We start from the raw sequence: 18414 nt of genomic DNA, 5'->3' as shown, positions 1-18414 counted from the left end.
CTAAAGGTACTCACACTCCCCACGCAGCAGCGAAAGCTGAACCAGGTCTTGATGAGCTGCGTTCCAGTAACCCGCCTGCCTCAACGTTCCTTCACGCACGAACCCGGCTTTCTCAAGCAGGTTCAGTGACCGAGCGTTGTCAGGATGAACCAGCGCCTCGATCCTGTTGAGTTCCATGTGCTGGAACGCCCATCGAAGGGCGGCGTAAACCGCCTCCTTCATGAGCCCCTGTCCCTGTGCCGATTGCGCCATCTCAAACCCGATGGCACAACTGCGCCACATACGATTCCATTTGAAGAAACCACAGGTACCGATCAGCGCTGCCGTGGCTATGTCTTCAATCCCCCAGCGAATCCCCGGATTGGGTGAGGTGCGCCAACTGGCAAACAGCTCGATCAGTTGCTCCGCTTGATGAGGCTCGGTAATTGGGTCGGCACCGAACCACTTCATTGCTTCAGCGTCGCTATGAATCGCAAACAACCCCACCGCATCCTCCTGTGTAAGTTCTCTGAGGGTCAGGCGTTCGGTTTTGAGCGTCGGAAAATCGGACACTGCGGGCGTCACCTTTTGGAAAAAGATTCGCTAAGGTGTGTCGTGCGGAATAAAAAATCAATCTGTTCAGTGGTGACGCAGGGCGTCACGGGATACGAATACACGCTCCTGATCAACTGAGATCAACTGAGACCAACTGTGGGAGCTGTCGAGCCCCAGCGAGGCTGCGGTGCAGGCGCCGCGGTCTGGCAGGTACGGCGCGGTGATCCCATCGCAGCCTCGCCGGGGCTCGACAGCTCCCACATTGGTCTCAGCACTCACTCCTCGCGTTTGACCACCAACGTCAAGATGTCATAACTGGCCACCAGCTCACCCAACTGGTTGGTCACCTCCACATCCCACGCCACCACGCCTTGCGGAATGCCCTGGGGGCTCTTCTTGCCCTGGTCGATCTTGCGCTTGCAGGTCAGCCGCGCCTGGATGGTGTCGCCAATGCCCACCGGGTTGATAAACCGCAGGGTGTCCAGCCCGTAGTTCGCCAGCACCGGCCCCGGTGCCGGAGACACAAACAGCCCGGCCGCCGCCGACAGCACAAAGTAACCATGGGCAATGCGTTTGCCGAATTGCGATTCCTTGGCGGCGATGTCATCGAAGTGCATGTAGAAGTGATCGCCCGACAGGCAGCCGAAGTTCACCAGGTCGGCCTCGGTGACGGTGCGGCGGTGGGTCAGCAGCGATTCGCCAATCTGCAGGTCCTGGAAGAAGCGGCGGAACGGGTGCACTTCGGTCTCGATGACCTTGGCGCCGCGTACGTACTCGCGGGTGACCGCCGCCAGCATGGTCGGTGAGCCCTGTACTGCTGCGCGTTGCAGGTAGTGTTTCACGGCGCGCAAGCCGCCGAGTTCTTCGCCGCCACCGGCGCGGCCCGGGCCGCCGTGCTTGAGTTGCGGCAGGGGCGAGCCGTGGCCGGTGGATTCGGCGGCGGATTCGCGGTCGAGCACCAGCAGGCGGCCGTGCCACGCGGCAGCCACCGGGATGGCTTTGGCAGCGATCTGCGGGTCTTTGGTGATCAGGCTCGCGACGAGGCTGCCTTTGCCGCGTGCGGCCAGGGCCAGGGCTTCGTCGAGGTCGTCGTAGGCCATCAGCGTGCTGACCGGGCCGAAGGCCTCGATGTCGTGGGCGCCGCCTTCCGCATGCGGGTCGCGGGCTTGCAGCAGGGTCGGGGCGAAGAACGCGCCCTGGCTGACGTTTTCACCGCGGGGTTCAAAGCCGTCGCGGGCGCCGAACAGCATGTCGCTGCTCTGCAACAGGCTTTCCAGGCGTTCGGCCACGTCTTTCTGCTGGTCGTGGGAGGCCAGTGCGCCCATGCGCACGCCTTCCACCGACGGGTCGCCCACCACAACTTTTTTCAGGCGGTCCCGCAGGCGGGTGGCGACGGCGTCGATATGTTTGGCCGGCACGATGGCGCGGCGAATGGCGGTGCATTTCTGCCCGGCCTTGGTGGTCATTTCCCGGGCGACTTCCTTGATGAACAGCTCGAACTCTTCGTCGTCCGGGCTTACGTCCGGGGCGAGGATCGCGCAGTTCAGCGAGTCGGCCTCGGCGTTGAACGGCACCGAGTTGCGGATCAGGTTCGGGTTGACCCGCAGCTTGGCGGCGGTGTCGGCTGAGCCGGTGAAGGTCACCACGTCCTGGCCTTGCAGGCGGTCGAGCAAGTCGCCGGTGCTGCCGATCACCAGTTGCAGGCTGCCGGGTGGCAGCAGGCCGGATTCGTCCATCAGGCGCACCACGGCTTCGGTCAGGTAGCTGGTGGCGCTGGCCGGCTTGACGATGCATGGCATGCCCGCCAGGAAACTCGGGGCGAATTTTTCCAGCATGCCCCAGATCGGGAAGTTGAACGCGTTGATGTGCACCACGAGGCCGCCACGAGGCACCAGGATATGGGTGCCGGCAAAGCTGCCGAGCTTGCTCAGCTGCATCGCCGGGCCTTCGTGGACGATATTGCCCGACGGCAATTCCCGCGAGCCCAGGCTGGCGTAGGTGAACAGCGTGCTGTTGCCGCCTTCGATATCGATCCAGCTGTCGGCACGGGTCGCGCCGCTGTGGTGGGAGAGGGCGTAGAGCTGTTCCTTGCGCTCGCTCAGGTACAGCGCGATGGCCTTGAGGCGCTGGGCCCGCTGCTGGAAATCCAGGGCCATCAGCCCGCTGACACCCTGGCGGCGCCCGTGTTCGATGGCTTCGGCGAAGTCCGGGCGCTCCTCGTGAGTGCGTGCCAGCTCGTGGCCGTCAATGGCGCTGCGCAGCACCTGGGCGCCGTGTTGGCCGATCCAGCGGCCAGCGATAAAACTTTGCAGGGTAGGGGCGTGAGACATCACGATTCCTCCGGGTTGGAAAATGAGAGTTAGTGTTTGCTGGCGCCTGCGGCACCAATGCCGGTCATGGAGCGAATGAACTGCGCCAGGTAACGCCCGCGTTCAACGGCAGCGCGGGGCGAGCGGTCGGTGACGGAAAAGACCCAGGCGCTGAAAAACGCCAGGCTCATGGAAAACAGGGCAGGGTTGGAATAGGGGAACAGCGCCTTGTCGTAATGCAGTACGTTGACCCACACCGCCGGGCTCAGCACCAGCAGCACGATGGCCGAGACCAGTCCCGCCAGGCTGCCGGTCACCGCGCCACGGGTGGTCAGGCCCTTCCAGTACATCGAGAGGAACAGCACCGGGAAATTCACCGAGGCGGCGATTGCCAGTACCAGGCCGGACAGGAACGCGATGTTCTGCGACTCAAACAGCAGGCCGAGGATGATCGCCAGCACGCCGATGCACAGCGTGGCGATGCGCGACACGCGGATTTCCTGCTGCTCGCTGGCCTGGCCCTTGCGGATCACGCAGGCATACAGGTCGTGGGACACCGCCGACGCGCCGGACAACGCCAGCCCGGCGACCACGGCCAGGATGGTCGCGAAGGCCACCGCCGAAATGAACCCGAGGAACAGGTTGCCGCCCACGGCCTGTGCCAGGTGCACGGCGATCATGTTGCCGCCGCCGATGATCGCGCCGTTGGCATCCCGGAAGCTTGGGTCAGTACCCACCATGACGATGGCGCCGAAGCCGACGATGATCAGCAGCAGGTAGAAGTAGCCAATGAAACCGGTGGCGTAGAACACGCTCTTGCGCGCTTCCTTGGCGTCGCTGACGGTAAAGAAGCGCATCAGGATATGCGGCAACCCGGCGGTGCCGAACATCATGCCCAGCCCCAGGGAAATCGCATCGATCGGGTTCGACAGCAAGCCCCCCGGCGCCATGATCGCGCTGCCCTTGGCATGCACGGCGGTGGCCCCGGCGAACATCGCCTCGGTGCTGAAACCAAAGTGCTTGAGCACCATGAATGCCATGAAGGTGGTGCCGAACAGCAACATCACCGCCTTGATGATCTGCACCCAGGTGGTGGCGAGCATGCCGCCGAAGGTCACGTAGAACACCATCAGCACGCCCACCAGCATCACCGCGTACAGGTAGTCGATGCCGAACAGCAGCTCGATCAGCTTGCCGGCGCCCACCATCTGCGCCACCAGGTACATCAGCGCCACGGTCAGGGTGCCGAAGGCCGAGGTCAGGCGCACCGGGGTCTGCTCCAGGCGGTAGGACACCACATCGGCAAACGTGTACTTGCCCAGGTTGCGCAGGCGCTCGGCGATCAGGAACAGGATGATCGGCCAGCCGGCCAACACGCCCAGGGCGTAGAGCAGGCCGTCATAACCGTTGAGGAACATCATCGCCGAGATGCCGAGGAATGACGCCGCCGAGATCATGTCGCCGGCAATCGCCAGGCCATTCTGGAAGCCGCTCATGCCGCCGCCGGCGGTGTAGAAGTCGCTGGCGGAACGGGTGCGCAGGGCGGCCCAGCGAGTCACGCCGAGGGTGAACAGCACGAACACCAGGAACATGCCGATGGCGTTCCAGTTCAGTGGCCGGGATGCGCCGTCGGCGGCGACTGCAAGGTCCGTGGCCAATGCCAGCGGCAGGAGAAACCACGCTACCAGCCGGCTCATGCTGTGCACTCCTGCTTGAGTTTGTCGTTCAGCGGGTCGATCACATGGTTGGCGCGGTACACATAAAAGCCGGTCAGCGCGAACGCCAGCAGCACAATCACCACACCCACCAGCATGCCCACGGTGGTCACGCCACCGCTCAACGACTGCCCGAGGGTAGCCGGGGAGAACGCCACCAACAGCACAAACCCGAAATAGATCACCAGCATGATCAGCGACAGCGACCAGTACAGGTTCTGTTTGCGGCGTACCAACTGGATGAAATCGGGATGTCGACGGATGCGCTCGATATCGTCGGGGGTCATGGTGGTGTGCTCCTTTTTATTGTTGTTGTGGTTAAACCTGCGTCCTGTAGGAGCGAGCTTGCTCGCGAAAAACCTGAGGGCGCCGCGTTGATTCAGGCTACCCGCGTCATCGTTAACGATCTTCGCGAGCAAGCTCGCTCCTACAGGGGAGCGGTGTGTCCTTAAAGCTGATCGAAATCCAGTACCACCTTGTCGCTGACCGGGAATGCCTGGCACGACAGCACATAGCCGGCGGCCACTTCGTAGTCTTCGAGGGCGTGGTTGCTGTCCATCTCCACTTCGCCTTCGATGACTTTGCATTTGCAGGTGGAGCACACGCCGGCCTTGCACGAATACGGCAGCTCGGCGCCCTGGGCATTGCCCGCGTCGAGGATGCTCTGAGTGTTGCGGGGCAGGTCGAAGGCGAGGGCGCGGCCATCGCTGATCACCGTGATCTGGCTGACCGCCGCATCCACTTGCCGCGCCGCTTCGCGGGCCTCGCGCTTGTGCTGGCTGCCGGCGGCGGCGAACAGTTCGAAATGGATGCGCTCCGGCGCCATGCCCTTGGCCTTGAGGCTGTCGCGCACGGTCTCGGTCATCTCCTGCGGGCCGCAGATAAAGGCCGCGTCGAGGGCTTTCACGTCGAGCCAGCGGGAGAACAGTTGCTCGCACTTCTCGGCATTGATGCGGCCGTTGTAGAGGTCGACATCCTGCTGCTCGCGGCTGAACACGAAGATCAGGTTCAGGCGCTGCAGGTAGCGGTTCTTCAGGTCTTCGAGCTGTTCGCGAAACAGCGCGCCGGAGCTGGAACGGTTGCCGTACAGCAGCGTCACGCGACTGTGGGGCTCGGTTTGCAGGGTGGTCTTGATGATCGACAGGATCGGCGTGATACCGCTGCCGGCCGCCACTGCCAGGTAATGGCCGTGGCGAGCCGGATCAAGGTCCACATGAAAATGCCCGGCGGGCGGCATCACTTCCAGGCTGTGCCCGGCCTTGAGCTGCTCATTGGCAAAGGCGGAGAACCGTCCACCGGCCACGCGCTTGATGGCGATGCGCAGTTCACCGTCATTGACCCCGGTGCAGATCGAATAGGAACGGCGCACTTCCTCGCCATCCAGCTGGGTGCGCATCACCAGGTGCTGGCCCTGGGTGAAGTGGAAGCTGTCTTGCAGGTGCTGCGGAATCTCGAAGGCGATGGACACCGCGTCACGGGTCTCGTTGCGCACATCCTTGATGGTCAGGCTGTGAAATTTGCTCATTGTTGTTCTCCAACCAAGCGGGCCGCTGGCCCCTCAGATGCACTTGAAATAGTCGAACGGTTCCAGGCAATCGCGGCAGCGGTGCAGCGCCTTGCAGGCGGTGGAGCCGAATTCGCTGAGCACTTCGGTGTGGGTGCTGCCGCATTGCGGGCAAGCAATCACCGGGCTTTCTCCCAGCAGGCTGCGTTTGCTGCTACTGCCTTGGGGCGGTGCGATGCCGTAGGCCCGCAGGCGTTCGCGGCCGCTGCTGGTGATCCAGTCGGTGGTCCAGGCCGGGGTCAGCTTGCGTTCCAGTTGCGGCGCGCGGAAACCTGCCAGCTCCAATGCATCGCGGATGTCGCCCTCGATCACTTCGGTGGCGGGGCAGCCGGAGTAGGTCGGCGTGACCACCACATGCAAGTGGCCGGCCTGCCAGTCCAGGTCGCGCACTATGCCCAGGTCGACCACGCTCACCACCGGCACTTCCGGGTCCATGACCTGCGCCAGGGTGGCCCACGCGGCAGCCAGGTCGGTGGGTTGCGCCGGGCGTGCGCCCTGGTCGCTGGCGATCAGTTCACCAGGTTGCATCGGGGTACGCTCGGGGCAAAAACTGCATTTCCGCCAACAAAATTCCCAGGTGCTCGCTGTGCAAACCGCGGCGTGCATCCAGGTAGAAATAGCTCGCAGCAGGCGGCAGGGGCAGGGTGGCGCTGGTAAAGATTTCGCTGACCTGGGTCTGCCACGCTGCGGCAACCTGAGCGGCGTCCGGCGTAATGCCGGCGGCGTGCAGGCGCTGTTCACTGTCGTCGGCGCCGGTCAGTTCCACGGTGAACCGCCACAGCTCGGGGATCGCCGCGAGCATGCGTTTATGGCTTTCCTCGGTGCCGTCTCCCAGGCGCTCCACCCACTCGCCGGAGCGGCGCAGGTGATAGGTGACTTCCTTCACCGCCTTGGCCGCGATGCCGGCGATGCGTTCGTCGCTGGATTGGGCCAGGCCGCTCAACACCGGCAAGTGCCAGGCGTCATACAGGAATTGCTTGAGGATGGTCACCGCGTAGTCGCCATTGGGTTGTTCCACCAGCAGCAGGTTGCGATAGGCCCGCTCATCCCGGCGGAAGGCCAGGTGATCGGCGTCGCGCCCGTCGTCCAGCAGCTCGGCGGCGTATTCCAGCCAGTTGCGCGCCTGGCCCACCAGGTCGAGGCCGACGTTCATCAGCGCCAGTTCTTCTTCCAGCGCCGGCGCATGGCCGCACCACTGGCACAGGCGTTGGCCCTGGATCAGGGCGCTGTCGCCGAGGCGCAGCAGGTATTCGATCAGATCGGTTTCAGGGTTCATGGTCGACCTCACATATGCCCGACTTCGGCCGGCAACTCGTAGAAGCTGGCGTGGCGGTAGACCTTGTCATCGGCCGGGTCGAACAGCGGGTCTTTCTCGTCCGGCGACGAGGCGGTGATCAGCGCGGAAGGCACTACCCACAGGCTCACGCCTTCACTGCGGCGGGTGTACAGCTCCCGGGCATTCTCGATGGCCATGGTGGTGTCGGCGGCATGCACGCTGCCCACATGCTTGTGATTCAGGCCGTGCTTGCTGCGCACGAAGACTTCAAACAGGGTCCATTCAGACATAACGGTGACTCCACATCAGGTGGCCGATCAGGCGGCGTTCTTGTTCTGTTTTTTACGGGCGTGGGCGACGGCGGCTTCGCGTACCCAGGCACCGTCTTCAATCGCCTTGCGGCGGGTGGCGACGCGTTCCTGGTTGCACGGGCCGTTGCCCTTGAGCACTTCGTAGAACTCGCTCCACTGGATCTCGCCGAAATCGTAATGGCCGCGTTCGGCGTTCCACTTCAGGTCCGGGTCGGGGCAGGTGCAGCCCAGCAGCTCCAGCTGCGGGATGGTCTGGTCGATGAAGCGCTGGCGCAGTTCGTCGTTGCTCTGGCGCTTGATTTTCCAGGCCATGGACTGGGCGCTGTTGGGGGAGTGTTCGTCGCTGGGGCCGAACATCATCAGCGATGGCCACCAGAGGCGGTTGATTGCGTCCTGGACCATGTCTTTTTGCGCCTGGGTGCCCTGGCGCATCATGGTCAGCAGCAGTTCGTAGCCCTGGCGCTGGTGAAAGCTTTCTTCCTTGCAGATGCGCACCATGGCCCGGGAGTAGGGGCCGTAGGAGGTGCGCTGCAGTACCACCTGATTGACGATGGCGGCGCCGTCTACCAGCCAGCCTACTGCGCCCATGTCGGCCCAGTTCAGGGTGGGGTAGTTGAAGATGCTGGAGTACTTGGCCTTGCCGCTGTGGAGCTTGGCGATTTCTTCGTCGCGGTCGGCGCCCAGGGTTTCCATGGCGCTGTAGAGGTACAGGCCGTGGCCGGCTTCGTCCTGGATCTTGGCCATCAGTTGCAGCTTGCGTTTGAGGGTGGGGGCGCGGGTGACCCAGTTGCCCTCGGGCAGCATGCCGACGATTTCCGAGTGGGCGTGTTGGGAGATCTGGCGGATCAGGGTTTGACGGTAGGCGTCGGGCATCCAGTTCTTGGCTTCGATCTTGATTTCGGCGTCGATTTTTTCCTGGAAGGCGCGTTCCTGGTCGGACATCTCGGAGAGGTCCTTGATGCGCTTTACTCCGGTTTCTACAAGCTGTGCGTACATGGGGGGTCTCCCGCCTTGTGTTTTGTCGTAGGCATGGAGGACTTTATAAGCGATACGGAAATTAATATCAAACACAAAATTACGTGTCGTTATTTGATTTTGTATCGCTTTGCGGGAAGGGAGCAGATATCTGTCGCTACGGTAACGGCGGCATAGGGTTCCCGGTCATCGTGGTAAGCAGGGCCAGTAGGCAAAAAACAGGGCCGCTTTATGTGGGAGCGGGCTTGCTCGCGAAGAACCTGAGTGCGCCGCGTTGAATCAGGATGCCCGCGTCATCGTTAACGACCTTCGCGAGCAGGCCCGCTCCCACATTTGAACCGTGTGCGCCTTTGATTTTGCTGGTGCTCTACCCCCCACCCCAAAAAACGAGCAAAAAAAAGCCCCGCAAATGCGGGGCCAAAAAGGTGCAGCAGTCATGCCTTAGGGCGACGATCCATCACATGGCAAGCCTTGCCCTCAGACCGCTTGATCGAATGCAGCGGCTGCAAAACGATGCGCGAGCTGATCCCGATATACGTCTTGATGTGCCTGCTCAGTTCGCTGGAAACGGCTTTCTGTTGTTCATCATTGAGGTGCTGATGCTCAGCCTTGAGCTCCACATGCACATCCACACTGTCCAGGTTGCCATTACGATACAGATGTATCTCATAACACTCTGAAAGCTGTTTTATTTTAAGCACCTGCTCCTCGATCTGCGTGGGAAACACATTAACCCCGCGAATGATCAGCATGTCATCACTGCGCCCGGTGATCTTGTCGATCCGCCGCATCGGCCGCGCAGTCCCCGGCAGCAACCGCGTCAAATCCCGGGTGCGGTAGCGAATCATCGGCAGCGCCTCCTTGCTCAAGGAGGTAAACACCAGTTCACCCATCTGCCCGTCCGGCAGCACCTCACCCGTCACCGGGTCGATGATCTCCGGGTAGAAGTGATCCTCCCAAATGGTCGGGCCATCCTTGGTTTCCGCACACTCCATGGCCACCCCAGGCCCCATGATTTCCGACAGCCCGTAAATATCCAGCGCCGTAATCCCCAGTCGCGCCTCGATTGCACTGCGCAGCTCGGCAGTCCACGGCTCGGCCCCAAAGATCCCCAGTCGCAACGCCAGCTTCTGTGGATCAATGCCCTGGCGCTCGATTTCATCGGCAATGTTCAGCATGTACGAGGGCGTGACCATGATGATGTCCGGCTGGAAATCCTTGATCAGTTGCACCTGTTTTTCCGTCTGCCCGCCGGACATCGGAATCACCGTACAACCCAGGCGTTCCGCGCCGTAGTGGGCACCAAGGCCGCCGGTGAACAGCCCGTAGCCATAGGAAATATGCACCTTGTCGCCACGCCGCCCACCGGCCGCGCGGATCGAGCGGGCCACCACATTGGCCCAGGTGTCGATGTCGTTCTGGGTGTAACCCACCACCGTCGGCTTGCCGGTGGTGCCGCTGGAAGCGTGCAGGCGCACCACCTCGTTCATCGGCACGGCAAACATGCCGTAGGGGTAACTGTCCCGCAGGTCGCCCTTGGTGGTGAACGGGAACCTGGCCAGGTCGTCCAGGGACTTGATGTCATCCGGGTGCACCCCCAGCGCGTCGAAGCGCTGACGGTACAGCGGCACATTCTGGTAGGCGTGGCGCAGGCTCCAGCGCAGGCGCTCCAGTTGATGGGCGCGCAGTTCGTCGACGCTGGCGGTTTCCAGCGGGTCCAGCACAGGGTTAAGCACGGCGTTTGGAATAGGCATGTTCATGAGTTCACTCGAATTATTTTTGTGTATCAGCCCACCGCACACCGTGGGCTTTGAGTGCATGCCCCAAGGATACCGCTAGGCTCCCCGGGAATCGCGAATCTTTAGTCGGACAGGCGCTCGATGATCAGCGCGATGCCTTGGCCCACGCCGATGCACATGGTGCACAGGGCGTAGCGGCCGCCACGATCTTCCAGTTCATGCAGGGCGGTGGTTACCAGCCGTGCGCCGCTCATCCCCAGCGGATGGCCGAGGGCGATGGCGCCGCCGTTGGGGTTCACCCGTGGGTCGTTGTCCCCCAGGCCCAGCTCGCGCAGTACCGCCAGGCCCTGGGCGGCGAAGGCTTCGTTGAGCTCGATCACGTCCATGTCCGCCAGGCTCAGGTTGGCCAGTTCCAGCACCTTGCGGGTCGCCGGCACCGGGCCGATGCCCATGATGCGCGGTTCCACGCCGGCGGTGGCCATCGCCACCACCCGGCCGCGGGCGACCAGGCCGTGACGCTTGGCAACTTCCGCGCTGGCCAGCAGCAGGGCGCAGGCGCCGTCGTTGACCCCGGACGCATTGCCGGCGGTGATGCTGCCACCCTCGCGGAATGGCGTGCCGAGTTTCTGCAGTTGTTCAAGGGTGGTGTCGCCGCGGGGATGTTCGTCGTGTTCCACCACCTTGGCCGGGCCTTTGCGCTGGGGGATTTCCACCGCGACGATTTCCCTGGCCAGGCGCCCGCTGACCTGGGCGGCGGCTGCACGTTGCTGGCTGCGCAGGGCAAACGCGTCCTGGTCTGCGCGGGAGATATTGAACTGCTCGGCGACGTTTTCAGCGGTCTCCGGCATCGAGTCGATCCCGTAGGCCTTTTTCATCAGCGGGTTGACGAAGCGCCAGCCAATGGTGGTGTCATATAGCTGCGCATCGCGGGAAAACGCCTGTTCGGCCTTGCCCATTACCAGCGGTGCCCGGGACATCGATTCCACGCCGCCCACCAGCATCAAGCCAGCCTCGCCACAGCGAATCGCCCGGGCCGCGCTGCCGATGGCGTCCAGCCCCGAGCCGCACAAACGGTTGAGGGTGGTGCCCGGCACGCTCACCGGCAGCCCGGCCAGCAGCGCCGACATGCGCGCCACGTTGCGGTTGTCTTCGCCGGCCTGGTTGGCGCAGCCGTAGATCACATCGTCGACGCTGCTCCAGTCCACTTGCGGGTGGCGGCGCAGCAGTTCGCGCAGCGGCACCGCTCCGAGGTCGTCGGCGCGCACGCTGCTCAAGGCGCCGGCGTAGCGGCCGATCGGGGTGCGGACTGCGTCGATGATCAAGGCGTCATTCATTCGGATTCTCCTGCGCCAGCACCGTGCCGCGCACTTTGTAGGATTTGCCATGGAACAGCGCAATCAGCTGGCCCAGTTGGTTTTCGATACGGACGTCGTAGTTGCCGGTGCGACCCGAGCGGCTTTGCTCGCGGCAATCGGCACTCAAGGTGTCGCCCAGGTGGGCCGGGGCGATGTAGTCGATGCTGCAGCCCAGTGCCACGGTGGCGTCGTTGTAGCTGTTGCAGGCCAGGGCGAATGCCGAGTCCGCCAGCGCAAACAGGTAGCCGCCGTGGCAGGTGCCGTGGCCCTGGATCATGTCGGCGCGCACGCTCATGCCCAGTCGTGCGCAACCCGGCGCCACCGAGAGCAGGCGCATGCCCATGCCCTGGCTGGCGGCATCGCGGCTGAACATGGCCTGGGCGCACTGGTTGGCCAGGCTCATGGCTTCATGGTTGGTCATGTGGTGCGCTCCTTTCAGCGGCCCTTGAAGCTTGGGCTGCGTTTTTCCATGAAGGCGGCGACGCCTTCGCGGTAATCCTCGCTGCGCCCGGCCAGGCGTTGCAGGTCGCGCTCCAGCTCCAGCTGTTGGTCAAAGCTGTTGCTCAGGCTGGCGTTCAGGCTGCGCTTGATCAGCGCCAGGCCGTAGGTCGGTTGCGTGGCCAGGTGGCGGGCCAGGGTCAGGGCTTCGTTGCGCAATTCGGCGTCGTCCACGCAGCGGTAGATCAGGCCCCATTGCTCGGCCTGCTCGGCGCTCAGGCGGTTGCCCAGCAGGGCCAGCGCCTTGGCGCGGGCCATGCCCACCAGGCGCGGCAGGGTCCAGGTGCCGCCGGAATCGGGGATCAGGCCGATCTTGCAGAAGGCTTGGATGAAGTTCGCCGAGCGTGCTGCCAGCACCAGGTCGCAGGCCAGCGGGATGTTCGCGCCGGCACCGGCCGCCACGCCGTTGACCGCGCAGATCACCGGCAAAGGCAGGTCGCGCAGTTGGCGGATCAGCGGGTTGTAGAACTTCTCGATGGATTCGCCCAGGTCCGGCACCGCGCTGCCGGGTGCCACGTTGCGGTCGCTGAGGTCTTGCCCGGCGCAAAAGCCGCGGCCTTCACCGGTCAGCAGCAGCACGCGCACGTCGGGGTTTTCCTGGACTTGCTTCAACGCTTGCTGGACTTCGCCGTGCATCTGCGTGTTGAAGCTGTTGAGCTGGTCGGGGCGATTGAGGCTGAGCAGGGCGACGCCGGCCTCGATGGAAAACAGGATGTGTTCGAAGTTCATGGTCGTGAGGCCCTCACGGTGCACGCTCGGCGGTCAGCCGGCTCATTATTGGATCGGCGTGGTCAGCCGGTTTTGCCGGAGTATAGCTTTAACGTGATACATAAATGCAATGATAAAATTGATTTGGTGTGTCTTGTTTTGAGTTTGATGAAAATGAACTGCTCGCTGTGCTGGTCGGTGAATACCTGATAAATCCCCTATTTTATTGGCTTTACGTCGATTATCAGCGGCACCGTATCAAGCCACGGCGACACATGATTCAAGCGATACGCTTTTTCAGCTTTGTGCTTGTAAAAATGATGTGATACAAAATAAGCCAAGATCGGCATCGCTTTGCGAATACGCCATAAAAGGAATCCCCATGACTTGCTACAGCCTCGACGGCCTGACCCCGGTGGTCGACCCCACGGCCTACGTCCATCCCTCGGCGGTACTGATCGGCGACGTGATCATCGGCCCCCATTGCTATGTAGGGCCGCTGGCGAGTTTGCGCGGCGACTTCGGGCGCATCGTCCTCGAAGAAGGCGCCAACCTGCAGGACACCTGTGTGATGCACGGCTTCCCGGACAGCGATACGGTGGTCGAGCGCAACGGCCATATCGGCCACGGCGCCGTGCTGCACGGTTGCCGGATCGGCACCGATGCGCTGGTGGGCATGAATGCGGTGGTGATGGACAACGCCCGTATCGGCGCTCGCTCGTTCGTCTCGGCGGCGGCGTTCGTCAAAGCCGGTTTCGAGTGCCCTGAGCAGTCGTTGGTGATGGGCGCGCCGGCCAGCGTCAAGCGCAGCCTCAGTGATGAAGAGGTGCACTGGAAACAAACCGGCACCCGTGAATACCAGCGCCTGGCTCAGCGTTGCCTGGAGCAGATGCAGGAATGCGCACCCCTGAGCGCACCGGAAGCTGATCGCCCACGCATCAGCGACAGCGGCCTGCGGCCCAAGGGCAGATGAATCGCCTGCATCCCGACGCCGCTAAAAACGGTATATTTTCTCTTTTTGCCTCGGTACGCCCATGTCGTCACTGACACCCCTGAACCAACTGATTACCCGCTTCCAGGAGCAGACGCCGATTCGCGCCAGTTCCTTGATCATCACCTTGTACGGGGACGCCATCGAACCCCACGGCGGGACGGTGTGGCTGGGCAGCCTGATCCAGTTGCTCGAACCCATCGGCATCAATGAACGGCTGATCCGCACCTCGATCTTCCGCCTGACCAAGGAAGGCTGGCTGACCGCCGAAAAAGTCGGGCGCCGCAGCTACTACAGCCTGACCGGTGCCGGGCGTCGGCGTTTCGACAAGGCCTTCAAGCGGGTCTACAGCTCCAGCGTGCCGGCATGGGATGGCTCGTGGTGCCTGGTGATGCTCACGCAGTTGACCCAGGACAAGCGCAAACAAGTGCGTGAAGAGCTGGAGTGGCAAGGTTTTGGTGCGATTGCCCCGACCGTGCTGGCCTGCCCACGCAGCGACCGCGCCGACGTCAACGCCACCTTGCTCGACCTCGGCGCCCAGGAAGACACCATCGTCTTCGAAACCACCGCCCAGGATGTACTGGCCTCCAAGGCCCTGCGGGTGCAGGTGCGCGAGAGCTGGAACATCGAGGAGCTGGCGGCCCATTACAGCGAGTTCATCCAACTGTTCCGACCGCTCTGGCAAGCGCTTCGCGAGCAGGAACAGCTACAGCCTTCGGATTGTTTCCTGGCACGGGTCCTGCTTATCCATGAGTACCGCAAACTGCTGCTGCGCGACCCGCAATTGCCCGATGAATTGCTCCCCGGCGATTGGGAAGGCCGAGCCGCCCGCCAGTTGTGCCGCAATATTTACCGGTTGATCTACGCCAAGGCCGAGGAATGGCTGAACAGCGCGCTGGAAACTGCCGACGGCCCGTTGCCGGACGTTGGCGAAAGCTTTTACCGGCGGTTCGGAGGCCTGAAGTAAGGAGCGACGCTGTTCAGGAGAACGGGTGGAGTGATGTGGCGTAGAGAATAAAAATAAGCCTGCGTGAGGCCTGAACATGATGTCTTCAATTGCACAGCGCTGTGATGGGTTCGACCAATGGATCCATCAGATCAATCAGATCTGTGGCGCATTCGATGGGCAGATCCTGGGGGATGGTTTTTCCGGGCAGATCCGCGAGTACCAGAGCGGCGCGCTGAAACTCAGCTTTGTCGACGCCTGCCAGGCGCGGCTGTTTCGTACCCCCAGCCAAATCGCGGCGGGCGAGGGCGGCAAGTACTTTGCCGTGTTCCAGCTCGACGGCACGGCCGGCATGGCTCAGGGTGACAGCAAGGCGCTGTTGCGCGCCGGCGACATTACCCTGATCGATGCGGCGCACCCCAGCGACTTCACCTACAGCGAGAATTCGCGGCAGTTGTCGTTGATCCTGCCGTCGTACCTGGTGGAGCAGACCTTGCGTTTCAACCCGGTCAAATGCGGGCACCGGATCGAGGCGACGTCGCCGATGGCGATGCTGTCCCGGCAGCTGATTCTGGAGGCCACCCGGCAAGACAACCTGACCTTGCAGGAAAGCGAGGCGACGCTGGAGGCGATCATCAACCTGCTGCGCCCGGCGATCAGCCAGGCGGGCGAGGGCAGCGACGCCCATGAGCGAGTGTTCCGCAAGACGCTGGAGTGCATTGACCAGCACATTCGCTCCGAAGAGCTGTGCCCCGAGTGGCTGGCGCGGGAGGTGGGGATGTCGGTGCGCGGGCTGTACCGGATCTTTGCCCGCAAGGGCCTGGTGGTGGCGCGGTACATCAAGAACCGACGGCTGGATTTGTGTGCTGAATCCCTGCGCCAATCCAGGGTGGAGGAAAAGCTTTCGGTGCTGGGGTACTCGTGGGGGTTTTCGGATTCGAGTTATTTTTCGACGGCGTTCAAGTCACGGTTCGGCATTGCGCCGGGTGAGTACCGCAAACAACACGCCTGATCAGGGGATACGCCGATCAAAAATGTGGGAGCGGGCTTGCTCGCGAATGCGGTGGTTCAGTTGATGCATTGGGTGACTGACACACCGCATTCGCGAGCAAGCCCGCTCCCACATTTGGATCGCGTTTCGTTCAGTTGGGCATTCCATCTTCAATCGCAATCCCTTGCGCCCGCATTTCCTTGATCAAACCCGCCCTTGTGCCCGGCAGATTGAGCATCGCTTTGTGCCGCAATTCGGTGACTTCCTCGGCGCTATAGGGCTTGTAATCCACCGGCGTACTCTTGCCCGCCATCCCGTCCGGGCGCATCAGCCAGTTCAGCAAATCCGCCAGTTGCCCATCGTTCAGCGCCGACTGCGACATCCCCGGCACCCTTACCAAAAACTCCCGACCGCCTGGCACCTTCAGAAAGTTGCCGACGAACCCGGTCATCCTCGGTGTGTCGTTGGCCGCCGAGCCCATGCCGCTGCCCAGATGGCAGCCGGCACACTGCAGCTGATAGTTTGTCGCCACGCTGTACCCGGCCTGGGCGATCGGCGTTTGCGGCGACTCATTGCCCGGTGCGTGCTTCTGGTTTGGATTGGGAATGGCCCGAGCCTGGGCGAGCGGGGTGGCGAAGACACACATCAAGCTCAGCAAAAACAACGTACGCATGACAAGCCTCTTGCACTGACCTGTGGCGAGGAAGCTTGCTCCCGTTGGGCTGTGCTGCGGCCCCAAGATCTCTGGGAGCGCTTCGCACTCCAACGGGAGCAAGCTCCCTCGCCACAAGGGTGAGTTAAACCGCGACGCCGCGAATGATCGAGACCGTGCAGTGGTAGATGTGGGATTTGGCCGCCAGGCACCAGTTCACATCGTTGTTGTTGAACGGCCGGTATGCCGGTTCCTCACTGTCGTTACGCGTGCACGCGCACTGGGCGCAGCTTTGCTTACCGCAGCAGTCGTTATAGGAAATGATGTAGTCCTTGCCATCCGCCGGGTTGCGGCAGGTGCCGATCCAGGTCACCTGGGACGCCTCGGTGCCCGGTGGGCAGGAGGTCACCGAACCGCCACAGCAACTGCACAGGAAACCGTCGATGGAGCAGTAGCGCCAGTAGTCGCAACTGTTCGGGTCGCCCGGGTCACCGGCTTTCGGGTTATCGGCAGCCAGCGCCTTGCTGGTGCGGTCCAGGGGCAGCAGCAGGGGCAACGCTGCGCCTGCGACCATCAGCGAACCCATACGGGCCAACAGTTTGCGTCGCGACGTGGTGTCGGCCAGGCGACGGGTCGAGCGCTCGAATAACAGATCCAGCAATTTCATGAGAGTCTCCCTGCCTTAATCAGTGGCTATGGCCGTGGCTGTGGTCGTGGGGCTGCGGCTGGCTGTTGAGGTATTCCTGCAGCGTCGCGCTTTTCAGGTGTTCGACTTCGAACAGGCTGTCCAGGTGCTCGCGGGAATTGACCAGGCCCTTGGCGCGCAAGGTGCCGCTCTTGTCGATCAGCGCGGCATACGGCAGCTTGCCGATCTGGTAGGTCATGCCGACTTCCGGGCCGACCACGTAGGTGACGTCGTCAAGCTTGTGTTCGGTGATCAGCGCGTGCTGGGCTTCCATGTCGCCGTCGCTGATAAACACCACATCGAGTCGGTCAGCCTGTTCCCTGGCGATGGACTTGATCGCCGGCAACAGGGATTTGCAGATCGGGCAGGTGGGCGAGAGGAAGAACAGCAACTGGTTCTTCTCACCGGCATAGCCGAAGTTCACCGGGCGGCCTTTACGGTCGGAAGCGGTGACTTGCGGGGCCGGCTCATTCACCGCCACGCCCTTGTCGACCATCAGTGCGCCGGCCGGGGCGATGCGCCCGTGCAGCACACCAATCTGGCGCACCAGGCCCATCACGGCAAACGCCAGCGCCAGCAGCAGTACCCACAGCAGTACGTTGGAAACAATAAGGCCTTCCATTGATCACCTACCAATCAGTTTGAGCAGAAGAGGGGAGTTCGCCAGCAGGCCATCGGCTGCGGCGTAAATCAGCAGCGCGACGGCGCTGGCGGCGACGGTGACGAAGCCGTCGAAAAAAACCAGGTCACGGGCAATCGGCAGCACGCTGGCCAGCAGGGCCACGGCCACCAGTGCGCCGTTGCGCAACAGCAGGATTGGCCGCAACGGCTGCGCCTGGTCGGGGCCTGCGCAGCCGCAGTCGATGTCCCGGCGGCCGCGCCACAGGTTGATGCCAATGGCGGCGGCGTACAGTGCAATCAGGCCGGCGGCGCCGAGGGCGGCCCAGGAACGGCTGGCCGGCACCAGCAGGGCAAAGGCAATCACCAGTTCCAGCACCGGGATTACCCGGGCGGCGGGGCGAGTCACTGCCTCTGGCAGCAACTGGTAATCGGCCAGTTGCCGGGCGAAGCGTGCCGGTGCGCGCAACTTGTGGGTCGCGGCACTGGCCAGCAACACCGCGATGGCGAGGGCGCTGGCAATGATGAAGATCGGGTCGATATGCAT

20 protein-coding genes are annotated in these 18414 nt (G+C 62.8%); 3 read left to right on the top strand and 17 right to left on the bottom strand.

What is annotated here, in order from left to right; all coding sequences use genetic code 11:
- From HX824_RS04150 to paaG, 13 genes are all read right to left on the bottom strand, one after another.
- Positions 1-552, bottom strand: coding sequence for a GNAT family N-acetyltransferase (locus HX824_RS04150; RefSeq protein ID WP_177036940.1), 552 nt, complete (start codon positions 550-552; stop codon positions 1-3).
- 257 nt (positions 553-809) lie between these two features.
- Positions 810-2864 carry a phenylacetic acid degradation bifunctional protein PaaZ gene (gene paaZ, locus HX824_RS04145; protein WP_177049391.1) on the bottom strand — a complete coding sequence of 685 codons (2055 nt, stop codon included), beginning with the start codon at positions 2862-2864 and terminating at the stop codon, positions 810-812.
- A gap of 29 nt (positions 2865-2893) precedes the next feature.
- Complete coding sequence (locus HX824_RS04140) at positions 2894-4540, bottom strand: cation acetate symporter (protein ID WP_003208909.1); 1647 nt, start codon at positions 4538-4540, stop codon at positions 2894-2896.
- Entirely contained in the window at positions 4537-4845 is a 309-nt protein-coding gene (locus HX824_RS04135) for a DUF485 domain-containing protein (RefSeq protein ID WP_003208907.1), read from the bottom strand. The genes HX824_RS04140 and HX824_RS04135 overlap by 4 nt, the downstream gene beginning before the upstream one ends.
- 161 nt (positions 4846-5006) lie before the next feature.
- A complete protein-coding gene (paaE, locus tag HX824_RS04130; RefSeq protein ID WP_003208905.1) occupies positions 5007-6083 on the bottom strand; it encodes a 1,2-phenylacetyl-CoA epoxidase subunit PaaE in 1077 nt (358 codons plus the stop codon).
- A 33-nt stretch (positions 6084-6116) separates the two neighbouring features.
- Complete coding sequence (paaD, locus tag HX824_RS04125; protein ID WP_003208903.1) at positions 6117-6650, bottom strand: 1,2-phenylacetyl-CoA epoxidase subunit PaaD; 534 nt, start codon at positions 6648-6650, stop codon at positions 6117-6119.
- Positions 6637-7398, bottom strand: a complete 762-nt coding sequence (gene paaC, locus HX824_RS04120; protein WP_003208901.1) for a 1,2-phenylacetyl-CoA epoxidase subunit PaaC — start codon at positions 7396-7398, stop codon at positions 6637-6639. The genes paaD and paaC overlap by 14 nt, the downstream gene beginning before the upstream one ends.
- Positions 7399-7406: 8 nt before the next feature.
- On the bottom strand, positions 7407-7688 hold the full coding sequence (gene paaB / locus HX824_RS04115) for a 1,2-phenylacetyl-CoA epoxidase subunit PaaB (RefSeq protein ID WP_003208899.1): 282 nt from the start codon (positions 7686-7688) through the stop codon (positions 7407-7409).
- A gap of 27 nt (positions 7689-7715) precedes the next feature.
- Positions 7716-8705 carry a 1,2-phenylacetyl-CoA epoxidase subunit PaaA gene (gene paaA, locus HX824_RS04110; protein WP_003208897.1) on the bottom strand — a complete coding sequence of 330 codons (990 nt, stop codon included), beginning with the start codon at positions 8703-8705 and terminating at the stop codon, positions 7716-7718.
- Positions 8706-9118: 413 nt separating this feature from the next.
- Complete coding sequence (gene paaK, locus HX824_RS04105; RefSeq protein ID WP_102368711.1) at positions 9119-10444, bottom strand: phenylacetate--CoA ligase PaaK; 1326 nt, start codon at positions 10442-10444, stop codon at positions 9119-9121.
- Between the two features lie 101 nt (positions 10445-10545).
- Positions 10546-11757 (bottom strand): 3-oxoadipyl-CoA thiolase, encoded by a 1212-nt coding sequence (gene pcaF, locus HX824_RS04100; protein ID WP_177054165.1) that lies wholly within the window; start codon positions 11755-11757, stop codon positions 10546-10548.
- Complete coding sequence (gene paaI / locus HX824_RS04095) at positions 11750-12199, bottom strand: hydroxyphenylacetyl-CoA thioesterase PaaI (protein ID WP_177054164.1); 450 nt, start codon at positions 12197-12199, stop codon at positions 11750-11752. Before paaI ends, pcaF begins: the two co-directional genes overlap by 8 nt.
- A 14-nt stretch (positions 12200-12213) precedes the next feature.
- Entirely contained in the window at positions 12214-13005 is a 792-nt protein-coding gene (paaG, locus tag HX824_RS04090) for a 2-(1,2-epoxy-1,2-dihydrophenyl)acetyl-CoA isomerase PaaG (protein WP_003208887.1), read from the bottom strand.
- A gap of 361 nt (positions 13006-13366) precedes the next feature.
- Here paaG and paaY point away from each other — a divergent pair, with 361 nt between their 5' ends.
- The 3 genes from paaY (at position 13367) to feaR (ending at position 15933) form a co-directional block, all read left to right on the top strand.
- Positions 13367-13957, top strand: coding sequence for a phenylacetic acid degradation protein PaaY (gene paaY, locus HX824_RS04085; protein ID WP_003208885.1), 591 nt, complete (start codon positions 13367-13369; stop codon positions 13955-13957).
- Between the two features lie 61 nt (positions 13958-14018).
- Complete coding sequence (paaX, locus tag HX824_RS04080) at positions 14019-14942, top strand: phenylacetic acid degradation operon negative regulatory protein PaaX (protein ID WP_063029029.1); 924 nt, start codon at positions 14019-14021, stop codon at positions 14940-14942.
- A gap of 76 nt (positions 14943-15018) precedes the next feature.
- The gene (gene feaR, locus HX824_RS04075) at positions 15019-15933 is read left to right on the top strand and encodes a transcriptional regulator FeaR (RefSeq protein WP_003208881.1); all 915 of its coding nucleotides are present in this window, start codon (positions 15019-15021) and stop codon (positions 15931-15933) included.
- Positions 15934-16063: 130 nt separating this feature from the next.
- Here feaR and HX824_RS04070 read toward each other — a convergent pair whose 3' ends face one another.
- The 4 genes from HX824_RS04070 to HX824_RS04055 form a co-directional block, all read right to left on the bottom strand.
- Positions 16064-16585 (bottom strand): cytochrome C, encoded by a 522-nt coding sequence (locus HX824_RS04070; protein WP_087694284.1) that lies wholly within the window; start codon positions 16583-16585, stop codon positions 16064-16066.
- 124 nt (positions 16586-16709) lie between these two features.
- A complete protein-coding gene (locus HX824_RS04065) occupies positions 16710-17231 on the bottom strand; it encodes a methylamine dehydrogenase light chain (RefSeq protein ID WP_003208877.1) in 522 nt (173 codons plus the stop codon).
- A gap of 19 nt (positions 17232-17250) precedes the next feature.
- Complete coding sequence (gene mauD, locus HX824_RS04060; RefSeq protein WP_003208875.1) at positions 17251-17871, bottom strand: methylamine dehydrogenase accessory protein MauD; 621 nt, start codon at positions 17869-17871, stop codon at positions 17251-17253.
- Between the two features lie 3 nt (positions 17872-17874).
- Positions 17875-18414 carry a MauE/DoxX family redox-associated membrane protein gene (locus HX824_RS04055; protein ID WP_177020203.1) on the bottom strand — a complete coding sequence of 180 codons (540 nt, stop codon included), beginning with the start codon at positions 18412-18414 and terminating at the stop codon, positions 17875-17877.

It is taken from the genome of Pseudomonas sp. D4002, assembly GCF_013385665.1.
Classification (GTDB): Bacteria; Pseudomonadota; Gammaproteobacteria; order Pseudomonadales; family Pseudomonadaceae; genus Aquipseudomonas.
This window is presented reverse-complemented; position numbering and strand designations above follow the sequence as displayed.

Excerpts from the sequence above, each read along its gene's own strand:
- paaY (WP_003208885.1), top strand. The coding sequence starts at position 13,367 with ATGACTTGCTACAGCCTCGACGGCCTGACCCCGGTGGTCGACCCCACG.
- HX824_RS04070 (WP_087694284.1), bottom strand. The coding sequence starts at position 16,585 with ATGCGTACGTTGTTTTTGCTGAGCTTGATGTGTGTCTTCGCCACCCCG.
- paaB (WP_003208899.1), bottom strand. The coding sequence starts at position 7,688 with ATGTCTGAATGGACCCTGTTTGAAGTCTTCGTGCGCAGCAAGCACGGC.
- paaD (WP_003208903.1), bottom strand. The coding sequence starts at position 6,650 with ATGCAACCTGGTGAACTGATCGCCAGCGACCAGGGCGCACGCCCGGCG.
- paaA (WP_003208897.1), bottom strand. The coding sequence starts at position 8,705 with ATGTACGCACAGCTTGTAGAAACCGGAGTAAAGCGCATCAAGGACCTC.
- paaC (WP_003208901.1), bottom strand. The coding sequence starts at position 7,398 with ATGAACCCTGAAACCGATCTGATCGAATACCTGCTGCGCCTCGGCGAC.
- paaZ (WP_177049391.1), bottom strand. The coding sequence starts at position 2,864 with ATGTCTCACGCCCCTACCCTGCAAAGTTTTATCGCTGGCCGCTGGATC.
- paaI (WP_177054164.1), bottom strand. The coding sequence starts at position 12,199 with ATGACCAACCATGAAGCCATGAGCCTGGCCAACCAGTGCGCCCAGGCC.
- HX824_RS04140 (WP_003208909.1), bottom strand. The coding sequence starts at position 4,540 with ATGAGCCGGCTGGTAGCGTGGTTTCTCCTGCCGCTGGCATTGGCCACG.
- paaX (WP_063029029.1), top strand. The coding sequence starts at position 14,019 with ATGTCGTCACTGACACCCCTGAACCAACTGATTACCCGCTTCCAGGAG.
- mauD (WP_003208875.1), bottom strand. The coding sequence starts at position 17,871 with ATGGAAGGCCTTATTGTTTCCAACGTACTGCTGTGGGTACTGCTGCTG.
- feaR (WP_003208881.1), top strand. The coding sequence starts at position 15,019 with ATGATGTCTTCAATTGCACAGCGCTGTGATGGGTTCGACCAATGGATC.
- pcaF (WP_177054165.1), bottom strand. The coding sequence starts at position 11,757 with ATGAATGACGCCTTGATCATCGACGCAGTCCGCACCCCGATCGGCCGC.
- HX824_RS04055 (WP_177020203.1), bottom strand. The coding sequence starts at position 18,414 with ATGCATATCGACCCGATCTTCATCATTGCCAGCGCCCTCGCCATCGCG.
- paaK (WP_102368711.1), bottom strand. The coding sequence starts at position 10,444 with ATGAACATGCCTATTCCAAACGCCGTGCTTAACCCTGTGCTGGACCCG.
- HX824_RS04135 (WP_003208907.1), bottom strand. The coding sequence starts at position 4,845 with ATGACCCCCGACGATATCGAGCGCATCCGTCGACATCCCGATTTCATC.
- paaG (WP_003208887.1), bottom strand. The coding sequence starts at position 13,005 with ATGAACTTCGAACACATCCTGTTTTCCATCGAGGCCGGCGTCGCCCTG.
- paaE (WP_003208905.1), bottom strand. The coding sequence starts at position 6,083 with ATGAGCAAATTTCACAGCCTGACCATCAAGGATGTGCGCAACGAGACC.
- HX824_RS04065 (WP_003208877.1), bottom strand. The coding sequence starts at position 17,231 with ATGAAATTGCTGGATCTGTTATTCGAGCGCTCGACCCGTCGCCTGGCC.